Source organism: Vibrio sp. L3-7, from assembly GCF_963898195.1.
In the GTDB taxonomy this organism is placed as follows: Bacteria; Pseudomonadota; Gammaproteobacteria; order Enterobacterales; family Vibrionaceae; genus Vibrio; species Vibrio echinoideorum.
In genome coordinates, this window is record NZ_CAWQUW010000003.1 from 91999 (window position 1) to 111228 (window position 19230).

19 protein-coding genes and 3 pseudogenes are annotated in these 19230 nt (G+C 41.0%); 5 read left to right on the plus strand and 17 right to left on the minus strand.

The features are described 5' to 3' along the window. The first annotated feature begins 21 nt into the window (after positions 1–21). The 3 genes from AACW75_RS03800 to AACW75_RS03810 are packed head-to-tail and all read left to right on the plus strand — an operon-like array spanning position 22 to position 5805. On the plus strand, positions 22–1152 hold the full coding sequence (locus AACW75_RS03800; RefSeq protein ID WP_135458149.1) for an efflux RND transporter periplasmic adaptor subunit: 1131 nt from the start codon (positions 22–24) through the stop codon (positions 1150–1152). Between the two features lie 10 nt (positions 1153–1162). Further along, positions 1163–4291, plus strand: coding sequence for an efflux RND transporter permease subunit (locus AACW75_RS03805; protein ID WP_145568385.1), 3129 nt, complete (start codon positions 1163–1165; stop codon positions 4289–4291). Between the two features lie 11 nt (positions 4292–4302). Further along, positions 4303–5805, plus strand: coding sequence for an efflux transporter outer membrane subunit (locus tag AACW75_RS03810; RefSeq protein ID WP_145568383.1), 1503 nt, complete (start codon positions 4303–4305; stop codon positions 5803–5805). A 116-nt stretch (positions 5806–5921) separates the two neighbouring features. On the opposite strand, the gene AACW75_RS03815 is transcribed toward AACW75_RS03810, so the two are convergent. The 14 genes and pseudogenes from AACW75_RS03815 to AACW75_RS03880 all read right to left on the minus strand — a co-directional run bounded on the left by AACW75_RS03815 (position 5922) and on the right by AACW75_RS03880 (position 13418). Further along, the gene (locus AACW75_RS03815) at positions 5922–6374 is read right to left on the minus strand and encodes a hypothetical protein (RefSeq protein WP_135458143.1); all 453 of its coding nucleotides are present in this window, start codon (positions 6372–6374) and stop codon (positions 5922–5924) included. A gap of 87 nt (positions 6375–6461) precedes the next feature. Continuing rightward, a pseudogene (locus tag AACW75_RS03820) lies at positions 6462–6745 on the minus strand (hypothetical protein). A 59-nt stretch (positions 6746–6804) separates the two neighbouring features. Next, positions 6805–7221: a DUF3291 domain-containing protein gene (locus AACW75_RS03825; RefSeq protein WP_145568381.1), complete on the minus strand. Its 417-nt coding sequence runs from the start codon at positions 7219–7221 to the stop codon at positions 6805–6807. A 92-nt stretch (positions 7222–7313) separates the two neighbouring features. Beyond that, complete coding sequence (locus tag AACW75_RS03830; RefSeq protein WP_145568379.1) at positions 7314–7772, minus strand: GNAT family N-acetyltransferase; 459 nt, start codon at positions 7770–7772, stop codon at positions 7314–7316. Between the two features lie 90 nt (positions 7773–7862). Next, a complete protein-coding gene (locus AACW75_RS03835; protein WP_145564249.1) occupies positions 7863–8144 on the minus strand; it encodes a hypothetical protein in 282 nt (93 codons plus the stop codon). A 62-nt stretch (positions 8145–8206) separates the two neighbouring features. After that, positions 8207–8539 (minus strand): hypothetical protein, encoded by a 333-nt coding sequence (locus AACW75_RS03840; RefSeq protein WP_145568377.1) that lies wholly within the window; start codon positions 8537–8539, stop codon positions 8207–8209. Positions 8540–8626: 87 nt separating this feature from the next. After that, a complete protein-coding gene (locus tag AACW75_RS03845; protein WP_145568375.1) occupies positions 8627–8983 on the minus strand; it encodes a hypothetical protein in 357 nt (118 codons plus the stop codon). A gap of 43 nt (positions 8984–9026) precedes the next feature. Then, positions 9027–9500, minus strand: a complete 474-nt coding sequence (locus AACW75_RS03850; RefSeq protein ID WP_237297600.1) for a GNAT family N-acetyltransferase — start codon at positions 9498–9500, stop codon at positions 9027–9029. A gap of 170 nt (positions 9501–9670) precedes the next feature. After that, the gene (locus AACW75_RS03855) at positions 9671–10147 is read right to left on the minus strand and encodes a GNAT family N-acetyltransferase (protein WP_145568373.1); all 477 of its coding nucleotides are present in this window, start codon (positions 10145–10147) and stop codon (positions 9671–9673) included. Between the two features lie 491 nt (positions 10148–10638). Further along, the gene (locus tag AACW75_RS03860; RefSeq protein ID WP_145568371.1) at positions 10639–10836 is read right to left on the minus strand and encodes a hypothetical protein; all 198 of its coding nucleotides are present in this window, start codon (positions 10834–10836) and stop codon (positions 10639–10641) included. A 145-nt stretch (positions 10837–10981) separates the two neighbouring features. Further along, complete coding sequence (locus tag AACW75_RS03865; RefSeq protein WP_017074923.1) at positions 10982–11398, minus strand: GFA family protein; 417 nt, start codon at positions 11396–11398, stop codon at positions 10982–10984. A 146-nt stretch (positions 11399–11544) separates the two neighbouring features. Then, positions 11545–12366, minus strand: coding sequence for an NAD-dependent epimerase/dehydratase family protein (locus AACW75_RS03870; protein ID WP_029225050.1), 822 nt, complete (start codon positions 12364–12366; stop codon positions 11545–11547). A 156-nt stretch (positions 12367–12522) separates the two neighbouring features. Beyond that, a pseudogene (locus AACW75_RS03875) lies at positions 12523–12899 on the minus strand (hypothetical protein). Positions 12900–13007: 108 nt separating this feature from the next. After that, positions 13008–13418 carry a hypothetical protein gene (locus AACW75_RS03880; RefSeq protein ID WP_145568369.1) on the minus strand — a complete coding sequence of 137 codons (411 nt, stop codon included), beginning with the start codon at positions 13416–13418 and terminating at the stop codon, positions 13008–13010. A 283-nt stretch (positions 13419–13701) separates the two neighbouring features. Here AACW75_RS03880 and AACW75_RS03885 point away from each other — a divergent pair. After that, positions 13702–14202: pseudogene (locus AACW75_RS03885) on the plus strand (IS110 family transposase); the annotation flags it as partial. A gap of 339 nt (positions 14203–14541) precedes the next feature. Here AACW75_RS03885 and AACW75_RS03890 read toward each other — a convergent pair. Beyond that, a complete protein-coding gene (locus AACW75_RS03890) occupies positions 14542–15315 on the minus strand; it encodes an HNH endonuclease (RefSeq protein WP_145568367.1) in 774 nt (257 codons plus the stop codon). A gap of 147 nt (positions 15316–15462) precedes the next feature. Between AACW75_RS03890 and AACW75_RS03895 the strand changes: the two genes are divergently transcribed. Beyond that, positions 15463–16662, plus strand: coding sequence for an IS4 family transposase (locus AACW75_RS03895; protein ID WP_145568366.1), 1200 nt, complete (start codon positions 15463–15465; stop codon positions 16660–16662). 66 nt (positions 16663–16728) lie between these two features. Here AACW75_RS03895 and AACW75_RS03900 read toward each other — a convergent pair whose 3' ends face one another. Both AACW75_RS03900 and AACW75_RS03905 read right to left on the minus strand, forming a co-directional pair. Beyond that, positions 16729–17430 (minus strand): hypothetical protein, encoded by a 702-nt coding sequence (locus tag AACW75_RS03900; protein ID WP_237297602.1) that lies wholly within the window; start codon positions 17428–17430, stop codon positions 16729–16731. Positions 17431–17546: 116 nt separating this feature from the next. Then, the gene (locus tag AACW75_RS03905) at positions 17547–19142 is read right to left on the minus strand and encodes an SIR2 family NAD-dependent protein deacylase (RefSeq protein WP_237297603.1); all 1596 of its coding nucleotides are present in this window, start codon (positions 19140–19142) and stop codon (positions 17547–17549) included. Positions 19143–19230: the final 88 nt, after the last annotated feature.

Consider the following 19230-nt stretch of genomic DNA (forward strand, 5'->3'; position numbering starts at 1 on the left):
ATCAATATTTAGGAGCAATTCATGATGTCTATCTATCGCCACTCGCTACTTGCTGCAACTCTTCTGCCTCTTATTGGTTGCAACCAATCCGTTGCCACCGCGCCATCAGTTGTTTCTGAGCCATCCGCTATTTTCGAATCAATCAAAGAAGAACGTCCGATTCAAGTCATTCGGCTTGAACCGTTAGCGCATCAAGCTCAAAAGTCGTTTACAGGAAAACTGCAATCGTCCGAAACCGCTGGCGTGGCATTTCGTGTTCCGGGCACCATCCAAAATATTTTGGTTTCTACGGGCGACACCGTGGTTAAAGGCCAACCTTTAGCTGAACTTGACCCTCACGACTATCAAGTCGCATTGGAAGAGTTACAAGCACGCGCTTTAGAAGCGAAATCAGCACACAAACTTGCCAAGGCAGAGCTAGCGCGTGTACAACAAGCGATTGATGACAACGCCATTGCCAACGTAAATCTTGATCGAGCAATCAGTGGTTACGAACGCAGCGAAGCGGCCGTAAAAGTCGTTGAGCAAAACATTCGCCGCGCTAAAGACACGATTCGTTACACCCAACTGCTCGCGCCTTTCGATGGAATCGTTGCTTCGTCGAACTTCGACAAATATGAGCAGGTTCTACCGGGCATCTCTGTGTTTACGATTCACAACCCAGACCAACTTGAAGTTACAATTGATGTCCCTGAAAACCTCATTCATAAATTCAGCCCAGAGCAACAATCGCAAATTAGCTGGTATGGTTCAAAGCAAGATCTTACGGCTTACGCCAGTGAGATTTCTACCCAACCTCACCCAATCAAACAAACTTATTCGGTGACCTATCGTTTAGCGCCACTCGATAATACGCAATTATCTAGACAGCTCTTACCGGGTAAAGCCGTAACGTTATCTACTCAACTGGGTGAAATATCTAATAACTTCTGTCTGCCTTATTCAGCCATTGTGAATCAATCGGGTATTGAGCAAGTGTTCACGGTCGAAAATGAACAAGCACAAGGTGTGATGGTTAATGTCGTCTCATTCAACAAAAATTCAGCGTGTGTTGAATCTACATTGAAAGATGGTGACTACGTTGTCGTTAGCGGTTCTCAATACGTGATCGAAGGACAGCATTTTTCCAACATCCAAGTTAAGAGCCTGTAGGTAAACCATCATGAATCTAGCTGATTTTGCGATCAAACAACGCACCTTCATCCTGTTCTTCACTGCATTGAGTGTTATCGCAGGCCTGTTTTCTTATTTTGATTTGGGCAAACTTGAAGACCCAAGCTTTACCATCAAAACCGCAGTTGTCGTCACTCTATACCCTGGCGCTTCAGCCGAAGAAGTTGAACAACAAGTCACTGACACCGTTGAAACCAAACTTCAAGAAATGGCGACATTAAACCGACTCCGTTCGCTGTCTCGCCCTGGTATGTCGATGGTATTTGTAGATTTGAAAGAGTCACTACAATCAGAGCAGCTACCACAAGAGTGGGATCTACTGCGTCGTAAAGTGTCTGATATGAAGTTACTTCTTCCTAGTACAGCGCAAATCAGCGTTGTGCAAGACGAGTTCTCTGAAGTGTATGGGATGCTTTTCTCAATACACAGTGAAGATGCATCACCTGTCGAACTGCGCCGTTACGCAGAAGAGCTGCAACGACGTATTAAAACCGTTGATGGCATTAAGAAAGTTGAGCTACACGGTGTTCAACCTCGCGTCGTACATATTGATATCCCAGACGAACGACTGGCTCAATACGGCCTATCGATGGCACAAGTATGGAGCCAACTGAACACGCAAAACACCACATTTGAAGCGGGTAAATTCGCAGCAGGTGGCGAGAGAATCCGCGTTCAACAATCAAGTGAGTTTTCATCTCTAGAAGACATCAAAAACTTAATGCTTAAAGGCGGTGTGAGCGAACTCGGCACTGGCCTAATTCGCCTTGGTGATATTGCTGAAGTTACCATGGGTTACCAAGAACCAATGATGACAGAGAACCGTTACAACGGTTCACCAGCGGTGACATTAGCGATGAGCCCTGTTACTGGCGTAAACGTGGTTTCATTAGGCGATGACATCAACCGTATCGTTAATGAGTTCCAAGCGACTCTGCCACTCGGTGTCGATATCGCAACCGTTGCAAATCAACCTGAAGAAGTACAAAAATCGATTGATAACTTCGTCAACAACTTGGTTGAGAGTGTTGCGATCGTATTCATCGTGCTTGCTGTTTTCATGGGTCTTAAGAGTGCCACTATCGTTGGTTCAAGCTTGATCCTGACTATCTTGTTAACCCTTGTTTATATGAACTTGACGTCTATCGACCTGCATAGGGTGTCATTAGGCACGTTCATTCTAGCGCTAGGCATGTTGGTTGATAACGCGATTGTTATTACAGACATGATGATCGTTAAGATAAACAACGGTGTAAATCGCACCAAAGCAGCCATCGATTCAGTAAAAGAGACGGGAACTCCTCTGTTTGGGGCGACCATTATTGCTATTATGGGTGCAAGCCCGGTTATCTTCTCAAAAACAGATGCTGCCGAGTTTTCTAGCTCAGTATTCTTAATCATCGCATCGTCTTTATTGTTGTCTTGGTTTGTCGCGATGACCTTCACAGCACTGATGTGTTGGATCTTCATCAAACCAACGAAGCAAAAAGAAAATACTAAAGTCAGCTTATACCGTAAAAGTGTTAACTGGACCGTAGATAACCCGTTAAAAGCATTGAGTGCTCTGGTTCCATTGATATTAGTGACGGCGCTCGCCATCCCAAGTATTGCTGTTAACTTTATTCCTCAAGCCGACCGACCTATCCTTTTCTTGGATTACTGGTTGCCAAATGGCGCGAAGGTTGAGCAAACATCGGAAGACATGAAACGCATTGAAACTTGGTTATTAGAACAACCAGAAGTAACCAGCATTTCAACCTATGTCGGTGCCGGTGCCCCACGTTTCTCTGTAACCATCGAGCCAGAACCATTCGACCCTGCTTACGGCCAGATCCTTATCAACGCGACTGACTTCCCATCATTGAGCCCGTTGATTGCTCGTGGTGACAAGTGGTTAACTGAAGAGTTTCCAAACGCCGATCCACGCTTTAGAAGCTTAAAGCTGGCGACTTCAGACAAGTTCAGCGTAGAAGCACGTTTCTCTGGCCCTGATGTCGACGTTCTACACAACCTCTCTGAGCAAGCCAAAGCGATACTAGTGGCTCATCCAGATACAAAGTACGTTCGTGATGACTGGCGACAGAAGAGTAAAGTGCTTGAACCTATCATCAACCAAGACAAAATTCGCCTAGCGGGAATTAACCGAGCAGACATCGCCTTTGCAATGAAGCGCGCGTCTGAAGGCATGCCTCTTGGCCGAATGAACCTAAACGATGAGTTGGTAACGATTCAACTACGTGGAACTGAAAGCTCCATTGAATCACTAGAAACACTGCCTGTGCGTTCACTTCTTGGTTTGCACAGCGTGCCACTCGGTCAAGTGATTGATGGATTTGAACTGACCAGTGAAGAAACCATGATTTGGCGTCGTGACCGAGTGAAAACTATTACAGCACAAGCAGGTGTTGGTCGTTACACCACGCCAGCGGCAGTGAGAAACTCAATCAAAGATCAAATCGAAGCGATTCACCTACCTTATGGTTACAGCCTTGAATGGGGTGGCGAATATTACGACGAACACAAAGCCGTGAGCGACATTCTCAAGCAACTTCCAAAAGCAATCTTGTTGATGGTGATTATCTTGGTGGCGATGTTCAATGGTTTCAAACAGCCCGTCATCATCTTCACTACCCTGCCATTGGCTGCGACAGGCGCAACGTTCAGCTTATTGCTGCTGGATAAACCGTTCGGATTTATGGCATTGATAGGTGCAGTAACACTCACCGGGATGATCATCAAAAACGGCATCGTGTTGATGGATCAAATTGAGCTTGAGCGTACCAATGGTCGTTCATTATCAGACGCAATCAAAGAAGCAACCGTAAACCGAACCATGGCTATTTCAATGGGTGCATTAACGACTGCTCTTGGCATGATTCCACTGTTAACCGACCTGCTGTTCGACCAAATGGCCGCAACCATTATCGGTGGTCTTGCCGCTGCAACCGTGTTGTCATTGTTCGTAATGCCAGCGTTATACAAACTTTTCTACCGCTCAGAAGAGAGAGTGACTACGGTAAGCGAAGCCATTCAAGATGCGATTGTCGTCCTTGATGCAACACCCAATGGCACAGTTAGTGGAACTACAAATGATAACCAACCAAACATTAGTAAATAAGGAGCATAAACATGTATCTATTACCTCGGTTTAAAGTGGCTCCTATTGCCTTAGCATTACTGCTTACAGGTTGTGCGGTTGGCCCTGATTATGAAGAACCACAAACAACAATGGCTGAAACTTTTCTCTACAGTCAGAATAGCGAGAACCACAGCGAGACAAACCAACAACACCGTCACTGGTGGACGCAGTTTAATGATCCTACGCTAAACCAATTAGTGACCGATGTTCAAAACCAAAACATCCCACTAAAATTGGCGGCAGAGCGTATCAAGATGGCCAACTCGTATAAGAGTGTCGTTGAATCTTTCAAAGTGCCAACCGTGAATGTTGGCGGCGGTTACTACAACTATCAACTGAGTGAGAACGACTCCCTACTCGGCCCCGTATTTGGTGCGTCAGACGCAGTTGAATCTGCAACAGGCATGTCGTTATTGGAAGCGCAACACGATGGCGTTTTCTTAGGTGCGAGCATCGCGTGGGAAATGGACTTGTTTGGTCGAATTGACAAGCAATCCAACGCCGCAACGATTCGTATTGAACAAGCTGAAATATTCCAATCAGGTTTGAACACACTGATTACCGCAGATGTTATTCACAATTATCTGCAATACCGTGGCGCACAAGAACGTAAAGCGATTGCCCTTGAGAACATTCAAGATCAAAAGCAAACACTGGAACTGGTCACTAAGGTTGTAAGAAGTGGTTATGGATCTGAACTAGACCTTGCTCAAGCCAAAGCAATGCTTGCCGGAACAGAGTCTATCGTGCCGCAATTAGAGATAGCTGAGCAAGTTCACAAGCAGCGTGTGGCAGTGTTGTTAGGTGAATCACTCACGAGCGTTAATCAACGCTTAGCTGGCGAATTTACCTTGCCAAGAATGACAGACGTTATCCCTACGGGGTTACCTTCTGACTTGTTAGAACAACGCCCAGACATCCGAATTGCAGAACGTGAAATGGCCGCGATTAACGAAGAACTCGGCGCAAGCATTGCTAATCGCTATCCAAAGTTCTTCCTAACGGGCACGCCAGGTGTCACCGCAGGTAGCTTTGATGACTTGTTCAGCAGCGACTCGTTCGGTTGGGCTGCATCTGCAGGCATCAGTTGGAATGTGTTTGATGGTGGGCGCGGCGAAGCCATGGTTGAAATGAACGAAGCTCGATTCAAATCAGCAGCGCTCAATTACCAACACTCGGTAGACAGCGCGTTTGCAGAAGTAGACTCAACACTGTTCGCTTATGGCAGAAGCCAAGAAAACCAAAAGCGGATAGATGAAGCAACAGACGCCGTGGACAACGCCGTAAGCAAAGCGAAGTCATTATACAAAGCTGGCCTAGTGGATTACTTGTCGGTGTTGGATGCCCAGAGACAACAAAAAATGATGCAAGACCGTCAAGTCGCAGCCAAACTCCAGACGGCCAATACCACCATTGCGGTGTATAAAGCTTTGGGTGGGGATTGGAAAGTCGCAAACGAAACGCAGGATGTTGAATTAGCTCACGTTAACTAGGCTCGTAGCTCTCAGTTTTCTGCTGAATGATGTAATAAGCCTAATAAAAAATACCGCCGATATCGTCGGCGGTATTTTTGTTACTGAAAGTTGCTGTGGCAATTGTGCACCCATGTTTAACGGATACGTACCTTTCCAACTGGGTTTAAACGACTAAATCGGTATTTAGGGTAATAGACCCAAAACAGTTCTTCGTTCTTAGAGTCTTGAGCTATCAATAACTCAACCTCGCCAGAGTTAATCACAATACGTACTTTACTTTTTGACAAAGGTTTCGTTCTATTCATCGTTACGTAGTTACTACTTCTCAAAGAATCTAACAATTTAGATTCCTCAAACTCCTCATGAGCCTCCACAACGAAACTCGACACGCTCAGCTCTTCAGCGAGGATTTTTCGGATTTGATACTTCTGAGAGAGAAACAGAACGATACTGATTGCTGCGACTCCACTTAATAGAATCAACGCTTTTATATTTTTACGCCAGACCCCAACAAAAAGAACTGAAAGTAAGCTTACAATAAAAACTAAGGAGGTAACCGTAAACCAAATATCTAAATAATCGCCCATAATTACCCTATTCACCTCAACCTAGTTTAAGTACCCCTGATCATGTCTTCCATGACGAAAGTGAACTATTTACGCGACAACCAATGACTAGGAATTAGACGCTTCGTTGCTGTCTGTATCTACGGTTTTGATCAGAGGACCAGCGCACTCGACAAAATCACCGATATCGAAAGTATCTGGCGCATCGGCTCCGCCCGTCACACCAAAACTGCCTTTCACCGTTGGATCCTTCTCTGTCTTATCTACGCTCTACTTTATAAGTGTGACCATCAGGAAGGAGTTTGGCACACTCTTCCAGTGTTGAAGCGGTAGCACCCATGCTAAAACCGAATCAACACACTGCATACACTACTTTTCATTTTCAGCATAATAAAACCTCTCGAAGGCTATATAAACGCTACTTTGGCGCTTCTGATACTGTAAAATTGGTTTAAAAAGTGAAGGCATATGGCGTATCACCGATTCCTCGGAGGCGTTCAAGTCGCTCTATCGCTTCTTCTAGCGTTGGAGTATGGCCTTCTTCAATCCACCAAAGAACATAAGTATCTTCAGGTAAACGATGAAACCAATCACCCTTTCGGCGCATAAAATCACGGTGATGTGTGCGGAACATGAAGTTCTTTAACGAATCCACAGAGTCCCACACCGACATGTTCACAATCATATTTGGATCATCAAAAGCTTTGATATTGGTTGCGTCACCAGATTCATCTTTCAGACGCCAAACAAACCCTTCACTGCTTTCTGCGATTCCATTAACCAACTCTAAGTTATCGACAAATTCTTTGATTTCTGGTGCATCTAACGGGTATTTCGCCAAAGCGATATTTAACTGAGCTAATTTCATAACGTTTCTTCCTTGATAAATTATGAGTAAAACACTTCGGATACACCTAACTTTTTAAGTCCCATTTTGATACCGAATTAAAATACTCACGCCTAGAAGTAATCTGGTATTCGTCCATCAAAGTCAGAAGAGTCGTTCAAAATATACATACAATCAGAACTTCCCACATTCACAAAGCCAAGCTTATTATAAAATTGATGCTCAATATCGCTGTGTAGGTATAAAGCCTTACAATTGTAACGAGTGAATAACTCCGTTCTTACCAAATTGATCAACTCAGACGCATAGCCTTTGTGTCGTAACTCTTGTGGTGTAGCCACAGAGCCAATACCGCAACATCCTTTTGCAAGACCAAACATGTCACGGTAGACGATAAGAGATGAGACAACATTATCCTTCGCGACCAACGCATACCAGGTGCCAGACAAGTACTTTTCACTGTTACGACAAACTGTTAAGTAATCGTCTAACGACAAGCCATTACCCCAAACATCGAAGCCCATTGTATAAATGGTATCTAGTTCATGAAGCTCTGCTTTTCTCAAGTGCATTACTCTAAATATCCTGAATTAACTAACTCATGTAATGCCATATTACCTAGACAACGACGGCGACCAACAAACTCACAGATACGAAGCAAACTAAAGAACCGCTACACCTTCAACTTCAATCACTGAGTTAACATTCGCGCGTTCGATTACCTTGAGTAAGGTTGTTTGAATTAGCTCATTGTCTCTAATTTCAGTTTCACAAGAAAAACGCTCTTCTTGAACACTGTCTCCCTCGCCCATTACAAATTGGACGGCTACTTGAGTTGCAACCTCTTTTGTTGGGCCAAAGTACGCTAACGTAATTTTAGGGTAGCCGTTGTCGCCTTTCTTAACCTGTTTAGCAATACGTTTCTTCGCTTTATCTAAATTCATACCACTTCCTTTTTAAGCTGAAACTCAAGATGACACTAACGTCTTGTTATGTCGATGCTTCACTATAAAGTATTACCACAATCGCCACATGACTTTATGGCCGCGAATCCGCTTTTTCTTGTGTTAGTTTTTCCACATGAGCTACAAAACTTTACAGAGTGGATATTGTAAATTGAGACTAAAGTAACCAATGGAACCCAGACCAACAATTTTGCTCCTCCACCGCCCGATAAATAGATATAGCCGATTAAGAAAACACCAAAAGTAACAGTCTGGAAAGTCCACAACGCTTGTTTGAACTTAGCGTTTTTGATGACAAAAAATGTAAAAAATCCAATAACGCTACTGATAAGCCCATAAGCAATAAACCCTATAAAGATTTCTTGTTGACTCATAAACTGTCCTTGTTCATATAACGTTATCTGAAGTTGGGTAAAATATAATGAAAGCGCCACGCATTAAGTGTCTATTCTACAGAAAGGCTAAAACTCATCATGAGTATCGCGTTCTTGGTGCGCAGGAAAAACAATTTCCAGGACACCATTCACGTTAAGAGTGAACAAAACACTTCCGCGCTCAACGCCCTCTTCATTCATATCAGAACAACCACGAAAAACTTCCCAGTCGAACGAATAATCAAGCTGGTACTGTTCACCGCTATTGTAGGAAACATTTTTGATTACAATACCATTTGGGTTGTGAGCCATATGATCTATGTGGGATAAATCTGGGATGAGCTTACGTTCGAAATCACTTTTGTTTTCAGCTAAAAATGCAGCCAATTCGGAGCATAACGCAGCGCCATTGATTATCGGTTTACTGGAATTAAAAATGAACATTTTCAAACACTCCTGCAGCTTATTAAACTTATTGGGTTCAAGCTCAAACTCTCGACATCATAACTATATCTATTAATTCATCTTCGACGAGCACAGCTTTACGCTTTGTACCTTCGATTTCAAAACCGAATGATTTGTACAACGCCAGTGCCGCTTTGTTGTTAGCGTGAACTTCTAATTCAAGACGAGCTAAATCGAGTTCATTCTCACAATAAGATAACAAGTACTCCATTAAGAAACGACCAACGCCTTTGCCTCGCGACGCTTTGGCGACAACAATACCAAAAGACGCCGAATGCTTGAGTCTTGGTTTTTCAGTCGTGATGATACCCAAGTGCCCAAACACTTCTCCACCCGTTTCAACAGCCACGAAATTGTGCTGGCTATCATTGAACATTAAGTCGAATTTTTCGCGTTTTATATCGGGTGAGTAGCGGTTGTTGTTAACTACTTCCTTCTCAATATAAATATCATACAAGGCTGATAGATCAGCTGAACACATTGTTCTAATTTTCATAAACCACCAGAATTATAAACAGAATAAACGCACTATCAGATAACGAACAACGTTACCAACGCACTCAAACTTATCGCCAAAATCAAACTTACCACCAAAATCCAAGAAGCTAAACCAAGTTAGAAATGATAAGCGTAGTCAGTATGTTTAAGTTGATTGTGATGTAGAGGCTATCCACCGATTTTTTTTGACATGTTGAAACCTGTAACCTCAAAGCCAACATCTTTATATAACTTCAGCGCGCGTTGATTGTGATAAGCAACCCTAAGTTTTATTTGATTGATACCAATAGCTTTTAGTTGAGCTTCCAAAGCAGAAATTGACTGAGTGCCGTAGCCTAAACCTCGACACTCACTCGAAACAAAGAAGTCGTATATAAAAGTGGATTTATCACCAACATTTATTGAGTGCCAGAGATAACCCACTAACTTAACCTCACCATCCATTTCTGCATCAATGCACAATAACGAATGTTCATTACCTTGAAGCCCATTGGGGAAACAACGGATCAAGTCCTTTTTCGCTAATTCGATGGCGACGTCTAAAGAATGCCCATAGTTCTTCGCTATCTCCTGACTGTAATCATCAATAAAATACTGACAATAAGCCGGATATTCTTCTTCGCGCATCACTCTAAGTACAACCATATCATCCCTTCTTTACGTTAAATTCAGTTCGCATATCGCGACAGTTTCTTTTGTTATCCCCAAAAACCTATCACGCTTGTGAGTAAATATATTGGTAATGCTGGCCACATCATTAACAGACTCAAACTATCGGTCCAATCAGATTGAAGTTCGTAAGACGAGCTTATAATGCTGCCATAACAAGTAGCCGGTTGATATAAGTAACATAAGAGCTGATGTATAAAAACAGAGAGTAAACTCGATAACCCTAGATGGCGTTTCTTTGTTTATAGCGAATCAAAAACGGAATCCGACCTCAAACAAAAACTAGAGACGTAATTAGCACCGCCGATAACCATTTCGAAACCTGTCTTTAAATTGTTCTGACACTAGACAATTCTCTTTAGAGATAGGTTGGAAAAGTGGTGAGTTATCATCAGCATTCTCAATAAGTTGAGATCCTATATATTCGAAGAAAGATTCTAAATCTGACCGTGTTGCTTCAACTATTCTCATGTAACCTCCTTCTTACGCGTAATTTTTTCTTTCAGAACTGAACCCATACTACTCACTACAAACGTAAAAACGACCGCCACAATCGGTCTATAGAAATCAAACGCACCATCTGTCATAAAAAAGTACTGATGAATAGCAACACCAAAACCAATACCTAACGCCAACTGCAAATTCTTGAATATTCGTTGTTTCATGTTAACTTCCTCGTAGAAAGCAAAGCTATGTTTAGGTATGAGCAACGTAATACAGAGGCTCTGCATTGCGCCTTAATCACTGAAACCTATTAGAAATAAAACTGCCACGCGTTGTAAATCAGGTTAAATGCTTGTATATATCTGATTACACCTTATCCGCAAAGTAAGTCATGATTTCTTCGGTAGTCATTTCCTTAGTTTCATTCGCAAAGCAATAATAGCTTGGGCGCATGTCACTAAAATACTGTATGTCCATTTCCAACCCTTCTAAATCTGGAAACAAACCAACTGGCATATTGTACTCGCCTGTTTCTTTGAATTTATAGAACAAATGGGTGCCACACTCAGAACAAAAACCACGAGAAGCCCAAGAGGAAGACTTGTACATTTTTACTTTATCAACCCCTTCTATTTTCACTTGAGTACCACATTTCACAGCAAAAAATGGAGCACCTCCCCAAGTTCGACATGACTGACAATGGCAAACCGTAAACTTAGGATTGATGTTTTCAGCCTTGATTTTTACCACACCACAAAGACAACTAGCCTCAGAATATGACATTGAAATAGCTCCTAAATTGATGAAAAATATAACGTCGAGTTAAGTAATGATCAACGAAGACCACCAAACCTAAACCATTACACCGTAAACACAAACCCGACTTGAACTGAAAATGCCAAGTGTTGGGAATCAGCCCTAAACGCTTGTTATGTGTAATTTTCTATGTACTTCCTTAAGAACTCTTTCGGTTCAAACAAAGAGCTAATTGGAAGTTTAAGATTCAGCTTTTCAATTTCCACTGCCGAAGAGCCATGGTATTTCTCAAAGTCACTCCAACTGCTCTTGTAAACATGCTTTACAATTTGAAAGTCTAGTAACAACTGGGAGAACAATTCAGGACTATATCCCACCGTCTCAGCAATAAAGTGCTGTATAGCCGGATGTTTACCTTGAACCAATGCCAAATAAAATCTAGCGATGTCATTAACATGGATATATTGGTTATAACCTTGAGATGGTATCGCTACTTGAAGAGTTTGGTCAGATAAGGAATCTACGATTCGCTTTAGCTGACAGTTTTCTCCGCCATAAACCAAACTAGGACAGTAAACAACATGCCACTTCTTTTTGATAGCGCAACCGATTGTAACTGTGTCCGGTTTTACCGCCTCTAGAGGCTTAAGCCTAAACTCTTTGAGGTCATTGTGAGAAGCATTACCAAATAGCCAAACACCCGATGTGTGGATTTTTGTCGCTCCTTCAGCAGCTAATCTATCCAACTGCGTTAGTAGCTTGGACTCTATATCCGCTATTTCCTCCGGCGAAAATTCTGACCAATGTGGGCGAGCACAATTTATAACGATATCAAAGTAACCAGAAAAATCTGATGGCACTTTCGTAAGCTTGCGAGCAGGAGGTAAAACACCGCTAGTCCTGCTGTAGATCGAAACTTCAAAACCACTTTCGACAAACATCTTAGTCACGTGGCTACCAATATACCCATTGGCTCCTGCTATAAGTACCTTCATTCTTTCCCTGAACTATAGATTACACATAACGAATGACATGGATTCGCCCTACCGGGGAGGATCTGCCACACTTATGTGGTGCTTAATTGTGCCGTAATCCCTAAAGCCGATTTAAACCTTAAATACCAAGCGTTGCGAATCTACTTAAATGGTTTGTTATAAATTTGAGTATGGATTCATCCATGCCTTAGGAAATTTAGAGAACAACGTATAACTAATTGCTTCACGTAAACTAAACTTGCCTAAAAGGCACATTACTAACGAAAAAACACTCGCGACACATACAACACCAGCATACACCGACAATACTAGCACTAAGATCTGTGAACCTAGAAATTGATAAACACCATACTCTGAACCATCTAATTGGCTTAACGGTAAATTAAGATCAACGCCAAACCAACCTGTTAACAGCATGCTTGATTTAATACAGATGAAGATGCCCAAATTACACCAAAAAAGCCAACATAAGACGTGATTTTTTGATATTTCATCGGTAATCGATACTGTGCTTTGAACGCTTTAATAACCATTACACCGCCTCATTTATAACGCTAAGCTAAGCGAAAAAATACGGTTGGCTAAAATGTGCGAGGCACAAGCGAGAGCTAACTGTAATCTTTCCGTTTTTGAGTGACTTGTTAGATTTTTGAACAGTCAGCCGTTTCTACATTAGCTTCCGTGATGTATTTACTATCTTTATCGTAGTAACGGTAAGAAATATCGATAGCATTATCTACAAAATATTCCATCCCTGGCGAAGTACAAACAAAACCGGTTACTTGCTTAGTAATTATTTCTTGGACTTTTTCAGTATCGAAATCATCCACGCTGTAATTTATCAAGGTGTATTTATACACCAACTTATTTTCAAGTGCATACGAACTATCAATTCGGGTCTCACTATCAACCATTTGTGGTGCAATTTTGTTAATTGCGTTAACTGAAGCTTTTAACACATCAGCTATTGTCGTTTCTTCGTTCTGAACCGGTGTAGACTGGCAACCAGCGACCATTACTAAACCAATAGTTGATAACAATAATTTTTTCATATAATTCTCGATAAAAAATATAACGAATGATATGGACTCCTTCTATCTGACACTCTGTGTGGCATACTTATTTAGTACACGCTTAAGAACTAGAAGTTACTATATCCACCATTCAAACTATTGGCGTGACCTCGCCAAGAATGCATTTAGTATTCACATCGTTGATGCATATGGCAAGTGCATCCTACGCAAAACTGTTAAAAGAAACAAAATCTTAGACACATTCGCTAAGTTACCTCCCTGCCTCATTGGCATCGAGACTTGCTCTGGTGCACACCTCTGAGCTAGAGAACTGCTTCAAGATCTATCGAACAAGATTTAATACCTTAACCTAGAAATACTGCACTATGATCGCAGAGTCTCTGCTTTAGTCCCTGAGATGGCTTCAGCCAAAGCCCTGATGGATATGGATATTCCAGGTGTCGATGAACACAGTGCCATTGTCGCGACCGTCAATGACGCCAAACAATTTGGCTCTAGCCGCCAATTTTCCGCTTGGATAGGGTTGGTTCCAAGACAATACTCAACAGGTGGTCATGTTCATCTTGGTCGCATCAGCAAAAGAGGCGAAAAACACATTCGCACTCTACTTATTCATGGCGCAAGAGCCGTTATTGCACGATGTAAAGAGAAAACCGATCGCAACAGTATTTGGTTAAATCAACTCGTTGAACGCCGAGGTTATAAACGAGCAGCTGTCGCCCTAGCAGCAAAAAACGCTCGTATAATATGGGCATTATTAACAACAGGAAAAGAGTACAAGATTAACTATGTAAACGGTTAACACTCACCGAGTCAAAGCAATAGCAAATGATGACAATACGACCAGGCCGAGATGCCTAAACCTGTTTAATTGGGAAGTAATAAATACTGTTTAACGAATGAGGCTGGCATCAAGCGAATATCATCAAGGTGACGGAACGATTCCGATTAAACACCGAATGTAGAGCTGCTGTCCGATCCACTGTTGTCAGCGGGAGCTATTGTTGACAAAAGAGGGAGTCCATGTAGCCCAATTAAGGTGTGAGCCACGCTACCACAACACTCAATTTGGACGCCGTAAACACTAAACTAAACCCAAACCAAAAATGCCAAGCGTGGGGAATCACTCTTAAACAGATTGTTAGCCGTAATGTGCTTCTCTGTGACAATTTGGACAGAGAGCTATAGCATTATCAACAGTATCATCGCCCCCCTTAGCCAAGGGCACTTTGTGATGCACTTCTAAATAATACGTGTCGTCCTTTTTTCTTCGGAACGGTGCGATATTTCTACACTCCTCACAGTGCTTACCAGCTCTATACAAAACTTCAGCAACTACGTCGGGGTTTCTATCATAAACAGCTGTTGTTACATATCTCTTTTGCGGCTTTGACTTTGCTGTATTAAGACGTTTTTTGCGCTCTTCAGAACTAGATTTCAGAGATTTTTCTACGTTTTTTACAAAAGACGATACTACCTCTTCATATAACTCCCTACCCGAACCAAGCTCAGATAAGAGTATTTCAGAGACCTCTGATTGCAATGGTTCACGAAAAGTTATTCCCTGAGAACAAAAGTGTTTTTTAAAATTGCTCCAGCCTATATTCCCTCCTATTTTTTGCGGAAGGATTTCACTCAAAACATCTTCGTCAAGAATTGGAAAATCGATTAATTTGGAAATATTTTCCAACTCAAAACGATATGGAAACTCGTTTTCTAAGTCATCATAATGCGAGATGACTTTAAAAATACCACATAAGCGGAAATGATCATGCCCGATTGGCTTTTGAATAACAAAGAACTCTGAACCTACGGAGACCTTGTTTCGCTTAGTTTCACTTGTTAGTCCATATCCCGAGGTTGAGTCAAAACTCCCTGTGTTCTTGGGACCATGATAAGCATAGTAATATTTCATTATCTCTCCATTGTTCCGATTACGGCTAACGCCCGCTTCTTACGAATCCCCTCATAATCAGGCGTAAAAACAATGAGGTAGACGCGCATCGCCGTCTTTGATCTAATGAATATCGCTGAACACACATTTCGAACAAGTGGATTAACAATGCGCGACATTCAGATTCTACAACAAACCATACAAAACCAATGCCCCTCCATTCACAAAAAACGCGTTAGTTCTCTGATACTTGCTACAAAAAGTGTACTTGACGGCTCAGACTTAACGCTGACTAAACTAGGTCGCAAACTGGAAACTAATACCACGGTAAAACATGCGATCAAACGCGTTGATAGACTGCTTGGAAATCGCCAACTACATCGTGAAAAAGACCTAATTTATAAATGGCATGCCTACTTAATAACGGGCGCCAACTCATGCCCTGTGATCCTTGTGGATTGGTCTGATGTTCGTGAACAACTTCGTTATATGACGTTAAGAGCATCCGTTGCACTTGATGGTCGAGCCATCACAATCTTTGAACAAGTTTTTGAGTATGGCCAATATAATTCACCGAAAAGTCACCAAACATTCCTCGATAAATTGCAGAGTATTTTACCCAGTAAAACCAGTCCAATCATCGTTTCTGATGCGGGTTTTCGAAATACTTGGTTCCGACAAGTTCAAGAGAAAGGCTGGTTTTGGTTAGGTCGTGTCCGAGGTGAAGTATCAATCAAACAACCTCATAAACCTTGGGTCTCAAATAAAACCTTTTATCCAACCGCTGTCCAGAAACCCAAATATCTTGGCCACTGCTTACTAGCAAAGAGATCACCGATATCTTGTGAAGCCTATGTTTATAAGGGATTAGAAAAAGGCCGAAAAGCCCAGCGCCATAGTAGAACCAGCCAAAAACACTCCGCTACACATCTCTACCAGCGCAGTGCGAAGGAGCCGTGGCTACTCGCGACGAATGTCCCTAGACATATCTTAAATGAAGTACAAATTACCAATCTGTACGCCAAGCGTATGCAGATAGAAGAGGCCTTCCGCGATCTAAAGAGTACCGCCTATGGAATCGCACTTCGTCACAACAGAACTCGTTGTACTAGGCGATTGGATATCCTGCTTCTTATTGCGTTGCTCGCTGAAATCTTGATGTGGTGGAATGGCCTCATTGCAGTACAGGCCAAATGGCATTTTGACTTCCAAGCCAACAGCATTAAACACCGCCGAGTTCTCTCCATACCTCGTCTAGGGAGAGAGGTTCGAAATCATCGGCGATATCAAATTAATGAATCCCAATATAAATGGGGAATGTTCGAATATCAAAGGCTCACACACAACGCAGGACTAGGGAAATTATGAGGGGATCCGTCAGCGCCCGCTTAAGCGGACAAACATAGTTGGTTATAATGTGGAGCGAAGCGGAACCTAACCAACTGTTTTTGTTCCGTTTAAAGCGCTTGTTATGTTTATTTTCAACTCCTGACGCGCAATTTCCTGTACTTTTTTCAAAGCTTCCGTCATTGCCTTACGCACAGTTCTATAATGACTAGCTTCATCGTCAACTTCATTAGAGTCATAAAAAACAACAAATTGCAGTCCTGAAATAACTTTTTCAACTTCAGGATCTAAATATATTGATTTAGAGAAAATTAAATCGAAAATATGATTAATGGCATTTATTGAACTAGTCCGTAACTTTTCATCAATCTTATTATCTTTATTAAGTTGTAATCTTTTATTACATTCTTCGTAATATTTCGTTGCTTTATCAACTTCTTCAGGATCAAATTCTTCCTCTATTGAAATGTGATAAAGATAGTTTACATATTCGTAGTCTTGATAATCATCTAATTGATGATTAACATATTTTTGGATATGTAAAAGTTTTTGCAAAATATCTTCATATGCTTCTTGTTTTTTAACCCATACCTGTTGTGAGACCCAAGATTTATCTGAAAACTCATTCTTAACACTCTCAACTACAGTTGTATTTTGACTTAATTGGTCTTTTAGATTATCAAAATCAGTTTTTGTCGCTATATTTTTTGCTCTTACGTTTACATAAGCACCAAAAAATCCAGCAACACCAGTAATTAGAGCAAGTAAAAGAGTATCGACTATATTCAAATTGTCACCTTCAACGATTAAACATAACGCCCAATTAAGCGGACTAAAATTGTTGGTTATAATGTGTAGCGAAGCGGAACCTAACCAACTGTTTTAGTTCCGTTTAAATTGACTTGTTATATTTCGATCAAATCATTAATTCGTTTTATTTGTATTTCACTACAATGCTTACTGTCTTTGAGTTTTTCAACCCATTGAATATCAGACTCTCTAAAAGAAAACCTTCCACTTGTTCCTAATTCTGCAATTATTTCGTCTATATCACTCTCAGAAAACCAATTTATTTTATCTCTAAACTCATTCCATGTAGCCCAACACTTACCAAGTTGATTAGGTCCAGACCACCTTAATACATTTACTATATGATCAATTCTATCCTCAAAAACATCACTCTCGACTCCCGGAGAAACTCTTAAAATATTCATAAATGGCTTTCTTGCCGAATAGAAATCCCAAACACCATCTGATTCTGCGCATAGCGTCATTACAGACTTATGAAACTTTTCTTTAGTCTCAAAATCAGGATAACCACAGTCATTAGTCATACATATAATTGTCTGAATCAACTGATTTATTTCACGGTATGACATTCTATTTTCTGGAGCAAGTAGCTCTCCACCAAACTCAGTATAAAGAAATTGTTTGGACATCAATTCAACAAAGGCACTAACTGCTTGGCGCCTCGAATCCTGATTACTGAATATTTCTAATATTTTTTCATTAGTTATTTTCTTTTTATCAATGATGAGAGTTACAATCTGTCTTAGTCTACTTTCGATATTCTCATGTTCAACAAAAAAGCGTTTTGAAGACTTCTTGTATTTTCTATATTCCGTTGATAAGTCTTCTAAGAACTCCCCTATCTCAGCTTTAATTATATGTATATTTTTATCTTGAAATAGAAGCTTTGATTCTTCTAATACGCTATCTTCAACGCTTGGGTGTACAACCATATACGCAGGTGGCTTTTCTTCTCCTAAATGTGCATAAACCTCATCATATAAAAAGCTAACATTAGGATCCGTCAGGCTATAACCAAGAAATATCGGGGACGCTTCAGAAAATAAAGTATAAATTTTTCTATTTAAGTACGTGTCTTCTCTTTGAAATGAGAAATATTGACTTTGAGTCACAACAATACTTTCAGGACGCCCTACATCACCATGTATCTTAAAGATATTTCGACCTTTATTTGATACTTGAGGCGATTTACCTTTCCTGACAACTACATTCACTAAGTTATCAAATATGGTTTCTAATTGATCATCCCAATTTGTCGTTACAATTGTTTTAGGAGAAAATGCTCTAAATCTTCTAATCCAATCAGGTTTAACATCATCCTTCTTTAATTCTAGTAAAACATCAGCAACTAGAGAATTGAATTTATATTCGTCATATTTTAGGTGGTGAATAGCAAATGAACATAACAGCTCTGCTGCCTTGAGAGGATTCTTAACGTCTAACTTTAATGGATATTCTATTGTCTCGCTTATTTTGATTAAAACGTCTTCCCAACTGCCGAAACCAAAATTGTAAGAAAACCCAGAACCGATCCATAAAAAATAATTTTCAGAAAAAATCGATGAAAAAAGATTAATTTTATCTTCTTCTGCTAACTGTTCAATGCAGCTCATAGTACCTCGGAGAAATATAACAGCTATTAGACAGAAAAATTCTGCACTTAAATACAGAATCATTCTATCTAGTTTCATATGGTCAGAACTCTACCACAATTAATCACAGAATTTCAGTGACTTAAAACATAGATAGACTCATTGAATGATAAAGTTCAGAATATTT

Bases quoted from the DNA above. Each gene is read 5' to 3' on its own strand.
- AACW75_RS03815 (WP_135458143.1), bottom strand. From the start codon at position 6,374: ATGGGCGATTATTTAGATATTTGGTTTACGGTTACCTCCTTAGTTTTT.
- AACW75_RS03825 (WP_145568381.1), bottom strand. From the start codon at position 7,221: ATGAAATTAGCTCAGTTAAATATCGCTTTGGCGAAATACCCGTTAGAT.
- AACW75_RS03905 (WP_237297603.1), bottom strand. From the start codon at position 19,142: ATGAAACTAGATAGAATGATTCTGTATTTAAGTGCAGAATTTTTCTGT.
- AACW75_RS03880 (WP_145568369.1), bottom strand. From the start codon at position 13,418: ATGAAAAAATTATTGTTATCAACTATTGGTTTAGTAATGGTCGCTGGT.
- AACW75_RS03840 (WP_145568377.1), bottom strand. From the start codon at position 8,539: ATGAGTCAACAAGAAATCTTTATAGGGTTTATTGCTTATGGGCTTATC.
- AACW75_RS03890 (WP_145568367.1), bottom strand. From the start codon at position 15,315: ATGAAATATTACTATGCTTATCATGGTCCCAAGAACACAGGGAGTTTT.
- AACW75_RS03865 (WP_017074923.1), bottom strand. From the start codon at position 11,398: ATGTCATATTCTGAGGCTAGTTGTCTTTGTGGTGTGGTAAAAATCAAG.
- AACW75_RS03870 (WP_029225050.1), bottom strand. From the start codon at position 12,366: ATGAAGGTACTTATAGCAGGAGCCAATGGGTATATTGGTAGCCACGTG.
- AACW75_RS03830 (WP_145568379.1), bottom strand. From the start codon at position 7,772: ATGCACTTGAGAAAAGCAGAGCTTCATGAACTAGATACCATTTATACA.
- AACW75_RS03805 (WP_145568385.1), top strand. From the start codon at position 1,163: ATGAATCTAGCTGATTTTGCGATCAAACAACGCACCTTCATCCTGTTC.
- AACW75_RS03845 (WP_145568375.1), bottom strand. From the start codon at position 8,983: ATGTTCATTTTTAATTCCAGTAAACCGATAATCAATGGCGCTGCGTTA.
- AACW75_RS03800 (WP_135458149.1), top strand. From the start codon at position 22: ATGATGTCTATCTATCGCCACTCGCTACTTGCTGCAACTCTTCTGCCT.
- AACW75_RS03855 (WP_145568373.1), bottom strand. From the start codon at position 10,147: ATGGTTGTACTTAGAGTGATGCGCGAAGAAGAATATCCGGCTTATTGT.
- AACW75_RS03860 (WP_145568371.1), bottom strand. From the start codon at position 10,836: ATGAAACAACGAATATTCAAGAATTTGCAGTTGGCGTTAGGTATTGGT.
- AACW75_RS03835 (WP_145564249.1), bottom strand. From the start codon at position 8,144: ATGAATTTAGATAAAGCGAAGAAACGTATTGCTAAACAGGTTAAGAAA.
- AACW75_RS03810 (WP_145568383.1), top strand. From the start codon at position 4,303: ATGTATCTATTACCTCGGTTTAAAGTGGCTCCTATTGCCTTAGCATTA.
- AACW75_RS03850 (WP_237297600.1), bottom strand. From the start codon at position 9,500: ATGAAAATTAGAACAATGTGTTCAGCTGATCTATCAGCCTTGTATGAT.
- AACW75_RS03895 (WP_145568366.1), top strand. From the start codon at position 15,463: ATGCGCGACATTCAGATTCTACAACAAACCATACAAAACCAATGCCCC.